This window comes from Conyzicola nivalis, from assembly GCF_014639655.1.
Classification (GTDB): Bacteria; Actinomycetota; Actinomycetes; order Actinomycetales; family Microbacteriaceae; genus Conyzicola; species Conyzicola nivalis.
The window spans coordinates 797,209-812,954 of the sequence record NZ_BMGB01000001.1 but is presented as its reverse complement, the minus strand read 5'-3'; the positions used below and the strand labels follow the sequence as shown (position 1 = coordinate 812,954).

Sequence of the window (15,746 nt, the reverse complement as noted above, 5' to 3'; positions counted from 1 at the left end):
GGGAGGGCGCCGCTAGTTGCGGATGAGGGCGAGCGCTCCGGCGTTCCACCATTCGCCGGCCGCCGGGCCGCCGTTGCATTCCCCGTCGCTCTCACCGGGAGTTTTGATCCACAGGTCGGCGTCGCGGTTGCCCTCGGCGAACGCCGCGGGCGGAGTTCCGAGCGAGCGGCCGGCGGGGTTGCACCACTCGCCGTTCGAGCCGTTGCCGTTGCGTCCCGTGTCGATGACGTAGTGGGCGTCGCCCGTGAGTGCGCTCACCCGCTCGGCGTAGGCGACCTCGCCGTCGGTGGCGTTGTAGTTGGAGACGTTCGTGGCGAAGCCGCGCACGCGCTCCACGCCTGCCCGCTGGAGGAGCGCGGCGGTCTGCTCTGCGGGGTGCCAGTTCGAGTGTCCGCCGTCGAGATAGACGACGGCGTCGGAAGCCTCGAGCCGCGTGATCGCGTCCTGGGTGGTCGCGACACGCGAATCGGCGTTGCCGCACTCGTCGGCGAGCGAGAGCGAGTCGGGTTCGAGCACGACCACGGCGGTCGCGTCGCCGATGCCGCCGGCGATGGCATCGACCCAGAGCGGGTACTCCGCCGCCGTCAATCCGCCGGCGGAGAAGTTGCCACAGTCCCGTTCCGGGATCCCGTAGACGACGAAGGTCGCGATCGTGTCCGAAGCGTCCGCGGCCGCGACCACCTGCGACACGTAGGCCCCGATGGAGGCGGTCGGGTGCTCCTCCGGGACCAACCAGATCGCCTGCGGAATCGTCGACAGGCTCAGGATGTCGGCGGAGTCGGCGCTGTCCAGCGCGGGGTCTGCGGCGGCCCGGACAGCGCTCGAATCTGGGTCCACGAAGAACTTCCCGCTGCCGATCGGGTTGCTCGTGCCGGAGAAGAGCGGCAGGTCGGACAGCACCGTGTTCCACAGGTAGGAGCCCCCGGCGGCGACCACGAGGACCGCCGCGATGGCGATGGCGACGACACCCTTACGATCGATCCGCCACGGACTACGGCGGGGTGGGGCGGTGTCTGCCACGGCGGGGGTCCTTCGGATGGGTCTGGGTGGAGCTCGCGGCACGCGAGCCTCGCGGCTGGTGCTACAGAGACCCTCGGGGAAACCCCCGCTTCACGATACCCCGGGTCGCTTACGCGGCGTCGTTCCTGCGGTCGTCGGAACGGTGGACGGCCAGCCAGGAGAGGCGCATGACCGACGCGGCGAAGACGGCCTTGACGATTCCGCCGATGATGAACGGGTACAGACCGCCCTGCAGGGTCTGCTCGAGGTTCAGCCCGAGAGCGATCGCGAGCCAGGTCATGCCGAAGACGAAGGTGACCACGGTGCCGGCGAGGAACGCGGCGATGCCGCCGAAGATCTTGTGGTCCCACTCGCGCTCGGCGAGGTAGCCGGTGAGCGCCGCGGCGAAGATGAAGCCGACGATGTATCCGCCGGTCGGGCCGAGGATGACGCTGATTCCCTGCGCACCCTCGCTGTACACGGGGAGGAACAGGCCGAGAACGGCGTAGAGCGCCATGGCCAGCGCGCCGCGGGTGGCGCCGAGCGCGCCGCCGACGATGAGCACCGCCGCGGTCTGTCCGGTGATCGGAACGGGATAGAGAGGAACGACGACCTGCGCGGCGAGAGCGGTGAGTCCGGCGCCCGCGGCGATCAGCACGGCGTCGGTGGCGAGGCTGCGGCTGAACAGGCGGTCAGCGAGAGTCGGGCGGCCTGCGGCCAGGGTCAGTGTCGTCATGAACGCTCCTAGGGTGTTGTGCGTGGCGGGGCCGCGCACAATGTGCATGGGCAGAAAGCTTTGCTGTCCGCTCAAGTAGACTATCGGTCTCACCCCTTACTTCTGTGTTGTTGAAACACGCCTAAACAATTGGACTTTGCCTGTGCTTGCCGTGCATGATCTCGAGTTACGAGTGGGCGCAAGAGTGCTCATGGATGAGGTCAACTTCCGCGTTGACAAGGGCGACAAGATCGGTCTCGTCGGACGCAACGGTGCAGGCAAGACGACCCTCACGAAGACGCTGGCCGGCGAGCTGCAGCCTTCGGGCGGTCGCATCGACCGATCGGGTGAGATCGGATACCTGCCGCAGGACCCGCGCTCGGGCAATCCCGAAGACCTGGCCCGCACCCGCATCCTCGACGCCCGCGGCCTCGGCACCCTGCTCATCGGCATGAACAAGACGATGACCGATATGGCGAGCTCCGACGCCGCAGTCAGCGCCGCCGCGATGAAGAAGTACGGCAACCTCGAGGAGCGCTTCACGGCCCTCGGCGGTTACGCGGCCGAGGCGGAAGCCGCATCGATCGCGAGCAACCTCAGCCTTCCCGACCGCATCCTCGACCAGCCGCTCTCCACGCTGTCGGGTGGTCAGCGTCGCCGCATCGAGCTCGCCCGCATCCTGTTCTCGGGCGCCGACACCATGCTCCTCGACGAACCGACCAACCACCTCGACGCCGACTCCGTCGTCTGGCTGCGCGACTACCTGAAAAGTTTCCAGGGCGGTCTGATCGTGATCACCCACGATATTGCGCTCGTCGAAGAGACCGTCAACAAGGTGTTCTACCTCGACGGCAACCGCCAGGTCATCGACGTCTACAACATGGGTTGGAAGAACTACCTGAAGCAGCGCGCCTCCGACGAGGAGCGCCGCAAGAAGGAGCGCGCGAACGCCGAGAAGAAGGCGTCCGTGCTGCAGACCCAGGCCGCGAAGTTCGGCGCCAAGGCGTCGAAGGCGGCGTCGGCCCACCAGATGGTCGCCCGCGCCGAGAAGCTGCTCGCCGGCCTCGACGAGGTGCGCACCGTGGAGCGGGTCGCCAAGCTGCGCTTCCCCGAGCCCGCGCCCTGCGGCAAGACGCCCCTGATGGCCTCGAACCTGAGCAAGAGCTACGGCTCGCTCGAGATCTTCGCCTCGGTGGACCTCGCGATCGACCGTGGTTCGAAGGTCGTCATCCTGGGATTGAACGGTGCGGGAAAAACGACCCTGCTCCGGATGCTCGCGGGCGTCGACAAGCCCGATACGGGGCAGATCGAGCCGGGCCACGGCCTGCGGGTCGGCTACTACGCCCAGGAACACGAGACCATCGACGTCAAGCGCACCGTGCTGCAGAACATGGTGTCGTCGTCACCGAGCATCACCGAGATGGAGGCGCGCCGCGTTCTCGGCTCGTTCCTGTTCACGGGTGACGACGGCCACAAGCTGGCGGGCGTGCTCTCCGGTGGAGAGAAGACCCGCCTCGCGCTGGCGATGATCGTGGTGTCCGGCGCCAACGTGCTGCTGCTCGACGAACCGACGAACAACCTCGACCCCGCCAGCCGCTTCGAGATCCTCGACGCCCTCGCGAACTACTCGGGCGCCGTGGTCCTGGTCAGCCACGACGAGGGCGCCGTCGAGGCGCTCAATCCCGAGCGCGTGCTCATCCTGCCCGACGGTGTCGAAGACCACTGGAACGCCGACTACCTCGACCTCATCACGCTCGCCTAGCGCGCTTCGCTGATTGAGCTTGTCGAAATCTAGCGCCGCGAGTCGATCAGTTCGTCTTCGATCTCGGCGTCGGTGCGCGTGCGCGCGGCGTCTTTGACACGGCGCGCCTCGGCGCGTTCCATCTCTTCCGGATCGTTCTCGTTGATGCGGCGGTACTCCTGGCGCAGGCCGTAGCCGAGCCCGAAGAAACCGAACAGGGCGAACACGAGCCACTGGAACGCGTACGACAGGTGCGGGCCCTCGTCGCGGGCGGGCTTGGTCGACGCGAGCGGCCGGTCGGCCGGTGCCGGGTCCTCGGTCGCCATCAGTCCGTACGCCCCCGTGTAGACCGGGCGGTCGAGCATCGCGGCGATCTCGTCGAGCTGGATCGTGGCGATCTGGCCGGCGGGGGCCGAGCGGCCGGGCAGCGTGGGCTCGCCGGGCTTCAGCCGCGCGGTCACCGTGACCTCGCCGGAGGGCGCGGCGGGGATGACGTCAGGCGCATCCTGCTTCTGTCCCGTCGGCAGTCCGCCGCGGTCGACGATGAAGACGCTGCCGTCGGCGAGCAGCAGGGGGGTGAGCACCTCGAAGCCCGGACCGCTGTTGTACGGCCGGTTGCGCACCAGCAGCTCGTCGTCGGACAGGTAGGTTCCCGTTATCGTCACGGGCGTCCATTTGTCGCTCAGGTCGAACGAATCCAGCTCGGGGACGGCCTCGGCGAGGGGCACCGGGTCGGCCGAGTAGTTGTTGTCGATGCGGGCGAGTTCTTCGAGCGCGGTGTCGCGACGGTCGAGCTGCCACAGGCAGAGACCGACGCAGACGAGGGCGAAGACCACCGCGAGGGCCAGGTAGCGGGCCCAGTGCCAGGTGAAGGCGAAGCCCCAGTTTTTCACGACGCCTCCTCGACCCGGTCGACGGCGACCCCGAGCGGTGTCAGCCGGACCGGGAATCCGCGGGTGTCGAGGTAGTCCCGCAGGTAGTCGCCGTGCTCGTCGCACGCCAGCCACACCTTCACGCGGTCGATCGGGTGGATGCGCGGGTTGCGCCAGTTCACGTTCCAGGTCGCGTCATTGCGGCAGCCGGCGCGGGAGCAGCGCAGTTCGTCGGTCGAGCCGCCGATCACGCGTCGTGGTCCGGTCCGTACGGGCTCCCGGTTCGCGGGTCGCGCACCGGCACGATCACGCCAGGGCGCTCTACGTCACCCGGCGTTCCGCCGTGCACGTTGTTGGCGAGGATGACGGCGATGTAGGGCAGTACGACCGCGCCGATACCGACGACGAGCAGCCACCAGCCCTGCACGAAGAACAGCAGGATCACGCATACCAGCCGGATGGTCATCGCCACCGTGTACTGGATCATGCGCTTGCGGCGGTCGTCTGCGGGCGACGCCGGAAGCGTGGTGATGGACTGCTGGGTCTTCATGTCCTGGACTCTCAGGGGGCCGCATGGCCCTCACACCCTCAAGCTTAAGTCTTTTCCGGCTGACAGTAAGCTGGTGCGCATGACTTTTGCCGAACCGACCATCCGCACCGTTCTCATCACGGGAGGCAACCGCGGAATCGGTCTCGCCATCGCCGAAGAATTCGTCGCTCAGGGCCACCGCGTGGCCGTCACGGCCCGGTCAGGTGAGGGACCGGCCGGTTCCCTGACGGTGAGGGCGGATGTCACGGACGCCGCGAGCCTCGACGCGGCGTTCACCGAGGTGGAGGCCGCCTACGGACCGGTCGAGGTCGTCGTGGCCAACGCCGGCATCACCCGCGACCTGCTGCTCATGCGCATGAACGAGAACGACTTCACCGACGTCATCGACACCAACCTCACCGGGGCGTTCCGCGTCGTCAAGCGCGCCTCGAAGGGCATGATGAAGGCGCGCTTCGGCCGCATCATCCTGGTCTCGAGCGTGTCGGGTCTGCTGGGAGCCGCCGGCCAGATCAACTACTCGGCCTCGAAGAGCGGCCTGATCGGCCTCGCCCGCTCGGTGACCCGCGAGCTGGGCTCGCGCGGCATCACGGCGAACGTGGTCGCCCCCGGCCTGATCGAGACGGAGATGACGGCGGTCCTGTCAGACGAGGTGCAGGCCGACTACAAGAAGTCGATTCCCGCGGGACGGTTCGCATCGCCGCAAGAGGTCGCGAAGGTCATCGCGTGGCTCGCGAGCGACGACGCCGCCTACATCTCGGGCGCGATCATCCCCGTCGACGGCGGCCTGGGAATGGGCCACTAACCCGACACCGCGGGTCGAGCCTGTCGAAACCTAGCCGCGCAGCCCCAAGAGCGGCAGCAGCTGGCTCATGTCGCGCACGTCGATGAGCACGTGGGCTTCATCGCGCACCGGCGCCTTCGCGTCGAACCCGACGGCGAGGCCCGTGATGGCCATCATCTCGAGATCGTTGGCGCCGTCGCCGACCGCCACGGTCTGGCCGAGCGGCACGTCGAACTCGCCAGCCCACTCGCGCAGGGTGTCGGCCTTGGCCCGCGCGTCGATGATGGGCCCCACGAGTCCGCCCGTGAGCACGCCGTCGACGATCTCGAGACGGTTGGCCCGCCAGCGGTCGAGTCCGAGCTGCTCGGCGACGGGGTCGAGCACCTCGTGGAACCCGCCGGAGACGACGGCCACCCTGCCTCCCGCGTCCTGAACGGCCGCGATCATCTCGGGCACGCCATCCGTCACGACGATGCGGGGCGCGACCTCCGCGAAGACGGCCTCGGGCAGCCCGGCCAACGTCGCCGCGCGCGCGCGCAGGCTCTGCTCGAAGTCGAGTTCGCCGTTCATGGCGCTCAGCGTGATCTCGGCCACCAGCGGGAGGGTTCCCGCGACTTCGGCGAGCAGTTCGATCACCTCGTTCTCGATGAGGGTGGAATCGACATCGAGCACTACGAGAAACCGGGCCATGGGCGCGCTGCAGCCTTCCTGAAAACGTGAAACGGGGGAGCCCCGCGCCGATTACGGCATGCCTGACGTGCGGTTGTTGTGGCGCGACGTGCGGTTACGGCGCGACGTGCGGTTACGGCGCGACGTGCACGCCTTTACCGACGATGGTGATGCCGGAGTCGGTGACGGTGAGGCCACGCGCCCGGTCGGAATCGGCGTCGACACCCACGTGCGCGCCTGCCCCGATGACCACGTCCTTGTCGAGGATAGCGCGGCGCACGACGGCGTTCGGCTCGATGCGGGCGCGCTCGAACACGATCGAGTCGACCACCATGGCGCCGGACTCCACCGTCGTCCACGGGCCGAGCACGCTGCGCTCGATGTGCGCTCCGGAGAGCAGCGAACCCAGCGACACGATCGAGTCGATCGTGGTGCCGAGGTAGCCGCGCGCGTCGCGCACGAACTTGGCCGGCGGCGAGTTGAGCTGCTGGCTGAAGATCGGCCACTCCCGGTTGTACAGGTTGAAGATCGGCAGGGCCGAGATGAGGTCCTGGTGGGCCTCGAAGAAGGAGTCGATGCTGCCGACGTCGCGCCAGTAGAACCGGTCGCGGTCGGTGGAGCCTGGGACCTCGTTCTGGTTGAGGTCGTAGACCCCGGCGGCCCCGCGCGAGACGAAGTCGGGAACGATGTCGCCGCCCATGTCGTGGTTGGAGTCGCTGCGTTCGCCATCGCGCAGCACCGCGTCGATGAGGATGTCGGCGTCGAAGACGTAGTTGCCCATCGACGCGAGAACCTCGTTGGGGGAGTCGGCGAGGCCCTCGGCGTTCTGCGGCTTCTCGAGGAAGGCGTTGATCTTGGTGGGGTCGTCCTTGTCGAGCTCGATAACGCCGAACTGGTCGGCGAGGCTGATCGGCTGGCGGATCGCCGCGACGGTCAGGCCGCGGCCGGACGCGATGTGTGCGTCGATCATCTGGCTGAAGTCCATGCGGTACACGTGGTCGGCACCGACCACGACGACGATGTCGGGCTTCTCGTCGCGCAGCAGGTTGAGGCTCTGCAGGATCGCGTCGGCCGAACCGCTGAACCAGCGCTTGCCGAGGCGCTGCTGCGCAGGTACGGATGCCACGTAGGCGTCGAGCAGCCCGCTGAGGCGCCACGTCTGGGAGATGTGACGGTCGAGGCTGTGCGACTTGTACTGGGTCAGGACCACGATCTTCGTGAGTCCCGAGTTGATCAGGTTGCTCAGGGCGAAGTCGATGAGACGGTAACCGCCACCGAAGGGCACGGCGGGCTTGGCCCGATCCGCGGTGAGCGGCATCAGCCGCTTGCCTTCTCCACCAGCGAGCACAATTCCAAAGATCTTCTTCGATGCCATGGCTACAGAGTATGCGAGGGAGCGAGGCTGTACTACCGTCTGACTATGCGAGTCGATCTAATTTCACGTGAGTATCCGCCTGAGGTATACGGGGGAGCCGGCGTTCACGTCGCCGAGCTCGTGCGTGCCCTCAAGGCGTCCGGCGGCGACCTCGACGTGCGCGTGCGCGCGTTCGGCGCGCCACGCGACGAGGCCGGGGTCTCGTCGTATCTGGCGCCCGCCGAGTTGAAAGACGCCAACCCGGCGCTCGCCACCCTCGGCGTCGACCTGCAGATCGCCCAGGACGTCGCCGGCGCCGATCTCGTGCACTCGCACACCTGGTACGCGAACGCGGCGGGGCATGTCGCGTCGCTGCTGCACGGAATCCCGCACGTGGTCACCGCCCACAGCCTCGAGCCGCTGCGCCCGTGGAAGGCAGAACAGCTCGGTGGGGGATACCGCGTGTCGAGTTGGATCGAGAGCATGTCGTTCCAGGCCGCGTCGACGGTCATCGCCGTGAGCCATGGCATGCGCCGCGACATCCTGCGCTCCTATCCCTTCCTCGACGAGGAGAAGGTGACGGTCGTGCACAACGGCATCGACCTCGAGCGCTGGAAGCCCGTCGACGACGCAGACTTCGTGCGTTCGCTCGGAATCGACGCGAGCCGCCCCTCCGTGGTCTTCGTCGGCCGCATCACCCGCCAGAAGGGCCTGCCCTACCTGCTCCGCGCCGCGGCCATGCTGCCGCCCGAGGTGCAGCTGATCCTGTGCGCCGGAGCGCCCGACACCCCCGAGATCCTTGCCGAGGTGCAGGCCGGGGTCGCCGCACTGCAGCAGGAGCGCACGGGCGTCGTCTGGATCGACCGCATGCTCAGCCAGCACGAGCTGTCCGCCGTGCTCACGCAGGCGACCACCTTCGTCTGCCCCTCGATCTACGAGCCGCTCGGCATCGTGAACCTCGAGGCCATGGCGTGCGGCGCCCCGGTCGTCGGAACGGCGACGGGCGGGATACCCGAGGTCATCGACGACGGCGTGACCGGCCGGCTCGTGCCGATCGAGCAGCTGCAGGACGGAACCGGAACACCCACCGACCCCGACCGGTACGTGCGCGACCTCGCCGCGACCCTCATCGAGGTCGTCTCCGACCCCGAGAAGGCGAAGACGATGGGCGAGGCGGGGCGGCGACGCGCCGAGTCCGAGTTCGGCTGGGACCGCATTGCCGCACGAACCCGAGAAATCTACGCGGCGCTCACCTAATCGGGAGGCGGGCGCGTCTAAGCTGGACGCACCATGGCAAGCGTTCTAGAGCTCTCTGACGTCTCCGTCGTCCGCGACGGCAACACCATCCTCGATTCGGTTTCGTGGGCGGTGGACAGTGAAGAACGATGGGTCATCCTCGGGCCGAACGGCGCGGGTAAAACCACGCTGCTGTCGATAGCCTCGGCGTCGATCCACCCGAGTTCCGGTGTCGCCCGCGTGCTCGACGACACCCTGGGCAAGGTCGACGTGTTCGAACTGCGCCCGCGCATCGGCTTCGCGTCCACCGCGCTCGCCCGCCGTGTGCCGGCGAGCGAGCGGGTGCTCGACGTCGTTCTGACCGCCGCCTACTCGGTCACCGGCCGGTGGAACGAGCAGTACGACGACATCGACACCCGCCGTGCGCGCCGCGTGCTCGCGGAGTGGAAGCTCGACCACCTCGAGGGCCGCCGCTTCGGCAGCCTCAGCGACGGCGAGCAGAAGCGGGTGCAGATCGCGCGCGCCGTGATGACCGACCCCGAGCTGCTGCTCCTCGACGAGCCGGCCGCGAGTCTCGACCTCGGCGCGCGTGAGGAGCTGCTGCAGCTGCTCGGCGGCTATGCCAGCTCCGACCAGGCCCCCGGTATCGTGATGGTCACCCACCACGTCGAGGAGATCCCGCGCGCCTTCACCCACGCGCTGCTGCTCAAGAACGGACGCGTTCAGGCCTCCGGTCCGCTCGGCGAGGTAATCACCGACGACCACCTGAGCGAGACGTTCGACATGCGCATCTCCGTGGAACAACACGAGGGTCGCTTCGCCGCTCGCGCGGTCTAGTTCTGGTAGGCTAGGCCCTTGGCTCGCCGCATCCGTGCGCCCGCCTCACACACTTTTCTTATTTTGACGCCCTAATCACACCGAGGAAAATCCATGAAGACCGACATTCACCCCACGTACAACGCGGTTGTTTTCCGCGACCTCGCCTCCGGTGAGACGTTCCTGACCCGTTCGACGGTCGGCAGCGACAAGACGATCGAGCTCGACGGCGAGACCTACCCGGTCATCGACGTGGAAATTTCGTCCGCCTCGCACCCGTTCTACACGGGCAAGCAGCGCATCATGGACTCGGCCGGACGCGTCGAGAAGTTCAACTCGCGCTACAAGGGCTTCAACAAGTAGTCCTCACCCACGCACCGAAAGGGCGATCGGCTTCGGCCGGTCGCCCTTTTGGCATTCCACTTCGCAGCGCCATCCCCTCCGTGGCGGGAGTGCAGTTACGGCGGGTGTCTGAGTCCGCACACCGTGCGCAACCGCACTCTCGCGGGCACGACGCCGCGCGAACGGGCAGCCGACTAGACCCGGCCGCCGAAGAAGACCTGCACCTCGCCTATCTGGCCGTCGCGCACGACGGCGAGCTCGGTGTTGCGGTACCGCTCGCCGGTCTGCAGCTCGTACTCGTAGAGCGACAGAACTCCCGTGCCGGTCCGCACGATCTCGAGCAGCTCGTGCGAGACGAACCGATCGGCGGTCGGGAAACACACCTCGAACCAGGTGGCGCGGTCTATGCGGGCGTCTTGCGGGCTGGTGAAGACGAAGTCGGGCGCGAAGATGCGCTCGGCGGCCTCCCGGTCTTGCGCCCGGTACGCCGCCATGGATGCGGTGACGATCTCGACATCGGTCATGCTTCCGGTCTAGCACCGTCGGCGCGCGCAGCACAGCCTTATGGACACACGGATCGGCCAGCCGAGGTGGCGAGGGACCACCGGTGGAACGCCACGCGGGTCGCCGGCGGGCTATGGGCGCGGCGCGCGACCTACCAGCGCTGCGGCCACGACCCGGACGACGTGAAGGACGGGTCTTTCGTGCGCCGCATGTAGTCCTGGAAGCTCGCGGACTGCTCGGCGCACCAGCCGACCTGCAGCGCGTGCAGCTCGGCGCCGGTCACGGCCAGCTGGTCGCCGTACCGGCCGGCGAGGGCCTGGGCGACGCGACCGGCCGCCACGGCATCGGCGCCGGCGTCGTGCGCGTCGGTGAGCGGGACGCCGTAGAACAGCGCGGCCGCCTCGAGCGTGCGCTTGCCCTTGCGGTACTTGTCGACTGCCCGGTCGAGCACGAGCGGGTCGATGATCGGCACGGGCTCGTGCAGGGGAGTGACCCCGTAACGCACGGCCTCGTGGTGCAGCAGCGACAGGTCGTAGGGGGCGTTGTAGATGGTGATGGCGAGGCCGCGGGCGACGAGGTCTTCGAGCGCGGCGACGATCTCGGCGACGACCTCGGCGGCCGGACGGCCCTCGGCGCGGGCACGCGCGGTCGTGATGCCGTGCACGGCGCTCGCCTGCGGCGGAATCTCGACGCCGGGGTCGGCGAGCCAGGCGCGCTCTTCGATTACGGCGCCGGACGCGTCGATCACCCCGACGTGCGCGGACACGATGCGGCTGGTTTCCACATCGATTCCGGTGGTCTCGAGATCGAATACGCCCAGTTGGTCAAACCACGAGTTGCTCATGCCGTCACTCTAAACGCGACCACCGGCAAAGTGGGCTCCGCCCACGTGCAGCCAGTAGAAGCTCTGGGTCGCGAGGGTCAGGTTCAACCGACCGTCGTCGCCGACCGACGGGAACTCCCCGCCGCCGAAGAGGTCGTAGAGCACCTCGCCGGGGTTTTCCGGGTCGGTGATCGTGACCGACACGGGGTTGTGGGCGAAGCTGAAGACGCAGAGCACCTTCTCGGGCAGGTCGCCGAAGTGGGTGCCGGACCCCTTGTACTCGCGCACGAAGGCGAGCACCGATTCGTGGTTCGTCTCGAGCACGCGCAGTGTTCCGAGGCCGAAGGTCGGATGACCCTTGCGGACGTGGATCACATTGCGGATCCAGTGCAGCAGCGAGCGCGACTGTGCGAGCTGCGCCTCCACGTTCACCTGCTGGTAGTTGTAGACGAGCGACTGCACGACCGGAAGGTAGAGCTTGCCGGGGTCTGCCGTCGAGAAGCCGGCATTGCGGTCGGGGGTCCACTGCATCGGCGTTCGGGAGGAGTCGCGGTCGGGCAGCCAGATGTTGTCACCCATGCCGATCTCGTCGCCGTAATAGAGGAACGGGCTGCCCTGCAGCGAGAAGAGCAGCGCGTGCGCGAGCTCGAGTTCGGCGCGCGAGTTGTCGAGCAGGGGGGCGAGCCGGCGGCGGATGCCGATGTTGGCGCGCATGCGCGGGTCGTAGGCGTACCAGCCGTACATGGCCTGGCGGTATTCCTCGTTCACCATCTCGAGCGTGAGCTCGTCGTGGTTGCGCAGGAAGACACCCCAGCCCGCGCCATCCGGAATCGACGTGTGCTCCGAGAGGACGCGCACCAGCTCGCCGGCCTGCTGGGAACGCAGGGAGTAGAAGATGCGGGGCATCACCGGGAAGTCGAAGGCCATGTGGCACTCGGGGTCTTCGTTCGTTCCGAGGAACTCCGCGACCTCGCTCGGCCACTGGTTGGCCTCGGCGATCATCACGCGTCCGGGGTACTCGGCATCGACCATGGCGCGCAGCTTGCGGATGAACGCGTGGGTCTCAGGTTCGCCCTCGCCGTTGCCCTCTTCGCTCTCGTAGAGATAGGGGATCGCGTCGAGCCGGAAACCGTCGACGCCCATGTCGAGCCAGAAGCGGACGATCTGGAACATGGCATCGTGCACGGCGGGGTTCTCGAAGTTGAGGTCGGGCTGGTGCGAGAAGAACCGGTGGAAGTAGAACTGACGGCGCTCGGAGTCGAAGGCCCAGTTCGACTCCTCCGTGTCGACGAAGATGACCCGGATGTCCTTGTACTTCTCGTCGGTGTCGCTCCACACGTAGAAGTCGCCGTAGGGGCCGTCCGGGTTCGAGCGCGACTGCTGGAACCAGTCGTGTGCGTCGGAGGTGTGGTTCACCGGCAGGTCGATGATGACGCGCATGTTGCGCTCGTGCACCTTCGTCACGAGGTCGCGGAACTCGTCGAGTGTGCCGAAGTCGGGCAGGATCGACGTGAAGTCGGAGACGTCGTAGCCGCCGTCGCGCAACGGCGAGTTGAAGAAGGGCGGAAGCCAGAGCGCGTCGATCCCGAGCCACTGCAGGTAGTCCAGCTTCTGCACGACGCCCTGCAGGTCGCCCGCCCCGTCACCGTTGCTGTCGACGAACGACCGCACCATGACTTCGTAGAACACGGCGCGTCGGTACCACTGCGGGTCGAGGGCGAGTCCGGGCAACTGGATGGGGGCGGTAAAGGTCACGTGACTCCTCGGTGCGGCAGCGGCTACACGGAAACGCGTGCCGAAAAGAGTCTAGGGGCGCACGTCGCGCGGCCGAGGAGCGACCCGTGCCTAGACTGAACGGGATGACTGTCGAATCTCCCTTTGCCGCCCTGCTCGCCGAGTTGCCGGTCCGCCGCGAAACCGTCTCGATCCTCGGCGCCGAGACCCACTACTGGGTCTACGGCCCCGACGACGCGGCGACGACCGTCGTGATCTGCCACGGCTACCGCGGCGAACACCACGGGCTCGAGCCCGTCGTGGCGCAGTTGCGTGACATCAGGATCATCAGCCCCGACCTCCCCGGTTTCGGCGAATCGCCCGCCATGCCCGGCGTGAAGCACGACGTCGCCGGCTACGCGGCCTGGTACGCGGCGTTCGTGGCCGCCGTCGCGCCCGGCGGCTCGGCGATCGTGCTCGGCCACTCGTTCGGCACCCTTGTCACCTCGTACGCGGTGGCGAAGGGACTCGTCTCGACCCCCAAGCTCGTGCTCGTCAACCCGATCGCCGCGAACGCGCTCGAGGGTCCAGGCAAGATCCGCACGCAGGGCACCGTCGTGTACTACAAACTCGCGATGGCCCTGCCGGAGAAGGTCGGCTACTGGCTCCTCGACAACTGGCTCGTCATCCGCTTTATGAGCCTGTCCCTGGTGAAGACGAGGGACAAGCGGCTGCGACGCTTCGTGCACGACCAGCACCACACCTATTTCGGCAGGTTCTCAGACCGCCGCACCGTGGTGGAGGGCTTCGAGGCATCCATCGGCAACGACGTGACCTCGGTCGCATCCGACATCTCGGTACCGACCCTGCTCATCGGGGCAGAACACGATCTCATCACCACCGTGCCCCAGTTGGAGGCGCTTCGCGACGAGATGACGGATGCCACGCTGCACGTCATTCCCGACGTGGGGCACCTCATCCACTACGAGAAGTCCCGCGAGGCCGCCGGCTTCATCGTCGACTTCCTCGGGGCGGGCAGTCTGGCCGAGCAGTCGGCCGTGGCCAACTAGACGAGCGAGTCGCGCGACTCCACGGCGTTCTGGTCTTCGATGTCGTCGGTCGCGCAGGCGAGCGACTGTACCTCGATCGGATCGTCGAAGGCGATGAGGTCGAGCGTGCCGTCGGTGTGGCGGAAGCTGTGCACCGACCCGTTGCGGATCGGCTCCGGGTGTTCGTCGGGGGCGACGACACCCAGAATCGTGCGGATCACGCCGCCGTGGCTCACCAGCACGATGTTCTCGCCCGGGTGGCGTTCGGCGAGGGCGACGATCGCGGGGATGACCCTCGCGGCGACCTCCTCGCGCGATTCGCGGCCGGGCACGGGGGTGTCGCCGGGGAAGCGGGCGTCGATCTCGTCGCCGGTGAGACCCTCGGCCTCGCCGTAGCGACGCTCGGCCACCTCCGGCACGGCCTCGGGCGCCGGCAGACCGAGCTGGTCCGCGATGATCGCGCCGGTCTCGTAGGCCCGCGCGAGCGGACTCGCGTACACGCCGTCCCACTGCCGGCTCGCCAGCAGCGCGCCCGTGACGGCCGCCTGGTCGCGGCCGGTCTGGTTGAGCGGGATGTCGGTGCTGCCCTGGATGCGGCGCGCGCGGTTCCAGTCGGTTTCGCCGTGTCGGACGAGGTAGATCGTGGTCATTCGGTGGTCCTCGGTTCGAGAACCGCACCCGCGAGCGGCCTAGACGGGCAGCCGCTCCAGCAGGGAGACGAGCGTCTCCGAGGTTCCTGCATCGATCTTAACCGCAGCTCGGGAGTCGCCCTTGGTCACGCCGCGGTTGATCACGACGACGGGCAGCTTCTTCTTGACCGCCTGATCGAGCAGACGGATTCCTGAGTTCACCATGAGCGACGAACCGGCCACGATGAACGCCTCGGCGCTCTGCACGAGGGCGGAGGCCTCCGTGAACTTATCCACGGGCACGAATTCCCCGAAGAACACGACGTCGGGCTTGAGCAGGCCGCCGCACACGCTGCACTCGGGCACGACGAACTCGTCGACCGAGGCGATCTGCACGTCTCCGTCGGGGGAGAGCTCGATCGCGGCCTCGTCGTCGAGCCAGGGGTTCGCGGCAGCGAGGCGGGCGGCGATGTCGCCGCGGGCGTAGTACTGCCCGCAGGTGAGGCAGCGCACGCGGTCCATCGACCCGTGCAGGTCGACGACCCGCTGCGACCCGGCGCGCAGGTGCAGCCCGTCGACGTTCTGGGTGATGACGCCGTTGATGAGGCCCGCGCGTTCGAGGTCGGCGACGGCGCGGTGGCCGGCGTTGGGTGCCGCGGCGGCGAAGCGCTTCCAGCCGAGGTGGCTGCCCGCCCAGTAGCGCTTGCGGTAGGTCAGGTCGCCCAGGTACTGCGAGAACGTCATGGGGGAGCGGACGGGCGCGCCCTCGCCGCGGTAGTCGGGGATTCCGGAGTCGGTGCTGAGCCCGGCACCGGTGAGGATCGCGATACGTCGACCCTTCAGTAGGGCGACGGCCTCGTCGAGCCGGGAGTCTGGGCTTCCCTCGTCGGGATTCGCGGGAGAATGGACCTGTGGCAATGTCACGCGTTTCCTCCTCCCGGTCGAGCTACCTC

18 protein-coding genes are annotated in these 15,746 nt (G+C 67.9%); 6 read left to right on the top strand and 12 right to left on the bottom strand.

Annotated elements, in window-relative coordinates; all coding sequences use genetic code 11:
* Nucleotides 1–12: 12 nt before the first annotated feature.
* Together IEV96_RS03965 and IEV96_RS03960 are read right to left on the bottom strand one after the other, a co-directional pair.
* Nucleotides 13–1,020 (bottom strand): glycoside hydrolase family 6 protein, encoded by a 1,008-nt coding sequence (locus IEV96_RS03965; RefSeq protein ID WP_188509387.1) that lies wholly within the window; start codon nt 1,018–1,020, stop codon nt 13–15.
* Nucleotides 1,021–1,129: 109 nt separating this feature from the next.
* On the bottom strand, nt 1,130–1,735 hold the full coding sequence (locus IEV96_RS03960; protein ID WP_188509386.1) for a biotin transporter BioY: 606 nt from the start codon (nt 1,733–1,735) through the stop codon (nt 1,130–1,132).
* 142 nt (nt 1,736–1,877) lie between these two features.
* Between IEV96_RS03960 and IEV96_RS03955 the strand changes: the two genes are divergently transcribed.
* A complete protein-coding gene (locus IEV96_RS03955; RefSeq protein ID WP_188511117.1) occupies nt 1,878–3,476 on the top strand; it encodes an ABC-F family ATP-binding cassette domain-containing protein in 1,599 nt (532 codons plus the stop codon).
* A gap of 29 nt (nt 3,477–3,505) precedes the next feature.
* Here IEV96_RS03955 and IEV96_RS03950 read toward each other — a convergent pair whose 3' ends face one another.
* The 3 genes from IEV96_RS03950 to IEV96_RS03940 are packed head-to-tail and all read right to left on the bottom strand — an operon-like array spanning nt 3,506 to nt 4,877.
* Nucleotides 3,506–4,348 carry an SURF1 family cytochrome oxidase biogenesis protein gene (locus IEV96_RS03950; protein ID WP_188509385.1) on the bottom strand — a complete coding sequence of 281 codons (843 nt, stop codon included), beginning with the start codon at nt 4,346–4,348 and terminating at the stop codon, nt 3,506–3,508.
* Nucleotides 4,345–4,578 (bottom strand): hypothetical protein, encoded by a 234-nt coding sequence (locus tag IEV96_RS03945; RefSeq protein WP_188509384.1) that lies wholly within the window; start codon nt 4,576–4,578, stop codon nt 4,345–4,347. Before IEV96_RS03945 ends, IEV96_RS03950 begins: the two co-directional genes overlap by 4 nt.
* Nucleotides 4,575–4,877 (bottom strand): DUF3099 domain-containing protein, encoded by a 303-nt coding sequence (locus IEV96_RS03940; RefSeq protein ID WP_188509383.1) that lies wholly within the window; start codon nt 4,875–4,877, stop codon nt 4,575–4,577. Before IEV96_RS03940 ends, IEV96_RS03945 begins: the two co-directional genes overlap by 4 nt.
* 79 nt (nt 4,878–4,956) lie before the next feature.
* On the opposite strand from IEV96_RS03940, the gene fabG reads away from it, so the two are divergent.
* Entirely contained in the window at nt 4,957–5,679 is a 723-nt protein-coding gene (fabG, locus tag IEV96_RS03935; RefSeq protein WP_188509382.1) for a 3-oxoacyl-ACP reductase FabG, read from the top strand.
* Between the two features lie 30 nt (nt 5,680–5,709).
* On the opposite strand, the gene serB is transcribed toward fabG, so the two are convergent.
* The gene (gene serB, locus IEV96_RS03930; protein ID WP_188509381.1) at nt 5,710–6,348 is read right to left on the bottom strand and encodes a phosphoserine phosphatase SerB; all 639 of its coding nucleotides are present in this window, start codon (nt 6,346–6,348) and stop codon (nt 5,710–5,712) included.
* Nucleotides 6,349–6,460: 112 nt separating this feature from the next.
* Nucleotides 6,461–7,702: a glucose-1-phosphate adenylyltransferase gene (locus IEV96_RS03925; RefSeq protein WP_188509380.1), complete on the bottom strand. Its 1,242-nt coding sequence runs from the start codon at nt 7,700–7,702 to the stop codon at nt 6,461–6,463.
* 45 nt (nt 7,703–7,747) lie between these two features.
* On the opposite strand from IEV96_RS03925, the gene glgA reads away from it, so the two are divergent.
* The 3 genes from glgA (at nt 7,748) to IEV96_RS03910 (ending at nt 10,096) form a co-directional block, all read left to right on the top strand.
* Nucleotides 7,748–8,938, top strand: coding sequence for a glycogen synthase (gene glgA / locus IEV96_RS03920; protein WP_188509379.1), 1,191 nt, complete (start codon nt 7,748–7,750; stop codon nt 8,936–8,938).
* Between the two features lie 33 nt (nt 8,939–8,971).
* Entirely contained in the window at nt 8,972–9,754 is a 783-nt protein-coding gene (locus IEV96_RS03915) for an ABC transporter ATP-binding protein (RefSeq protein WP_188509378.1), read from the top strand.
* Between the two features lie 93 nt (nt 9,755–9,847).
* Entirely contained in the window at nt 9,848–10,096 is a 249-nt protein-coding gene (locus IEV96_RS03910) for a type B 50S ribosomal protein L31 (protein WP_188509377.1), read from the top strand.
* Between the two features lie 173 nt (nt 10,097–10,269).
* Here the strand turns inward: IEV96_RS03910 and IEV96_RS03905 are convergent, their stop codons facing one another.
* The 3 genes from IEV96_RS03905 to treS form a co-directional block, all read right to left on the bottom strand.
* Complete coding sequence (locus IEV96_RS03905; RefSeq protein WP_188509376.1) at nt 10,270–10,599, bottom strand: nuclear transport factor 2 family protein; 330 nt, start codon at nt 10,597–10,599, stop codon at nt 10,270–10,272.
* Nucleotides 10,600–10,730: 131 nt separating this feature from the next.
* Nucleotides 10,731–11,423: a 3'-5' exonuclease gene (locus IEV96_RS03900; RefSeq protein ID WP_188509375.1), complete on the bottom strand. Its 693-nt coding sequence runs from the start codon at nt 11,421–11,423 to the stop codon at nt 10,731–10,733.
* 9 nt (nt 11,424–11,432) lie between these two features.
* Nucleotides 11,433–13,157 (bottom strand): maltose alpha-D-glucosyltransferase, encoded by a 1,725-nt coding sequence (treS, locus tag IEV96_RS03895; protein WP_188509374.1) that lies wholly within the window; start codon nt 13,155–13,157, stop codon nt 11,433–11,435.
* A 104-nt stretch (nt 13,158–13,261) separates the two neighbouring features.
* Between treS and IEV96_RS03890 the strand changes: the two genes are divergently transcribed.
* On the top strand, nt 13,262–14,185 hold the full coding sequence (locus IEV96_RS03890) for an alpha/beta fold hydrolase (protein WP_188509373.1): 924 nt from the start codon (nt 13,262–13,264) through the stop codon (nt 14,183–14,185).
* On the opposite strand, the gene IEV96_RS03885 is transcribed toward IEV96_RS03890, so the two are convergent.
* Nucleotides 14,182–14,814, bottom strand: coding sequence for a histidine phosphatase family protein (locus IEV96_RS03885; RefSeq protein WP_188509372.1), 633 nt, complete (start codon nt 14,812–14,814; stop codon nt 14,182–14,184). The genes IEV96_RS03890 and IEV96_RS03885 overlap by 4 nt on opposite strands.
* A 39-nt stretch (nt 14,815–14,853) precedes the next feature.
* Entirely contained in the window at nt 14,854–15,717 is an 864-nt protein-coding gene (locus tag IEV96_RS03880; protein WP_229733037.1) for a Sir2 family NAD-dependent protein deacetylase, read from the bottom strand.
* Between the last annotated feature and the right edge of the window lie 29 nt (nt 15,718–15,746).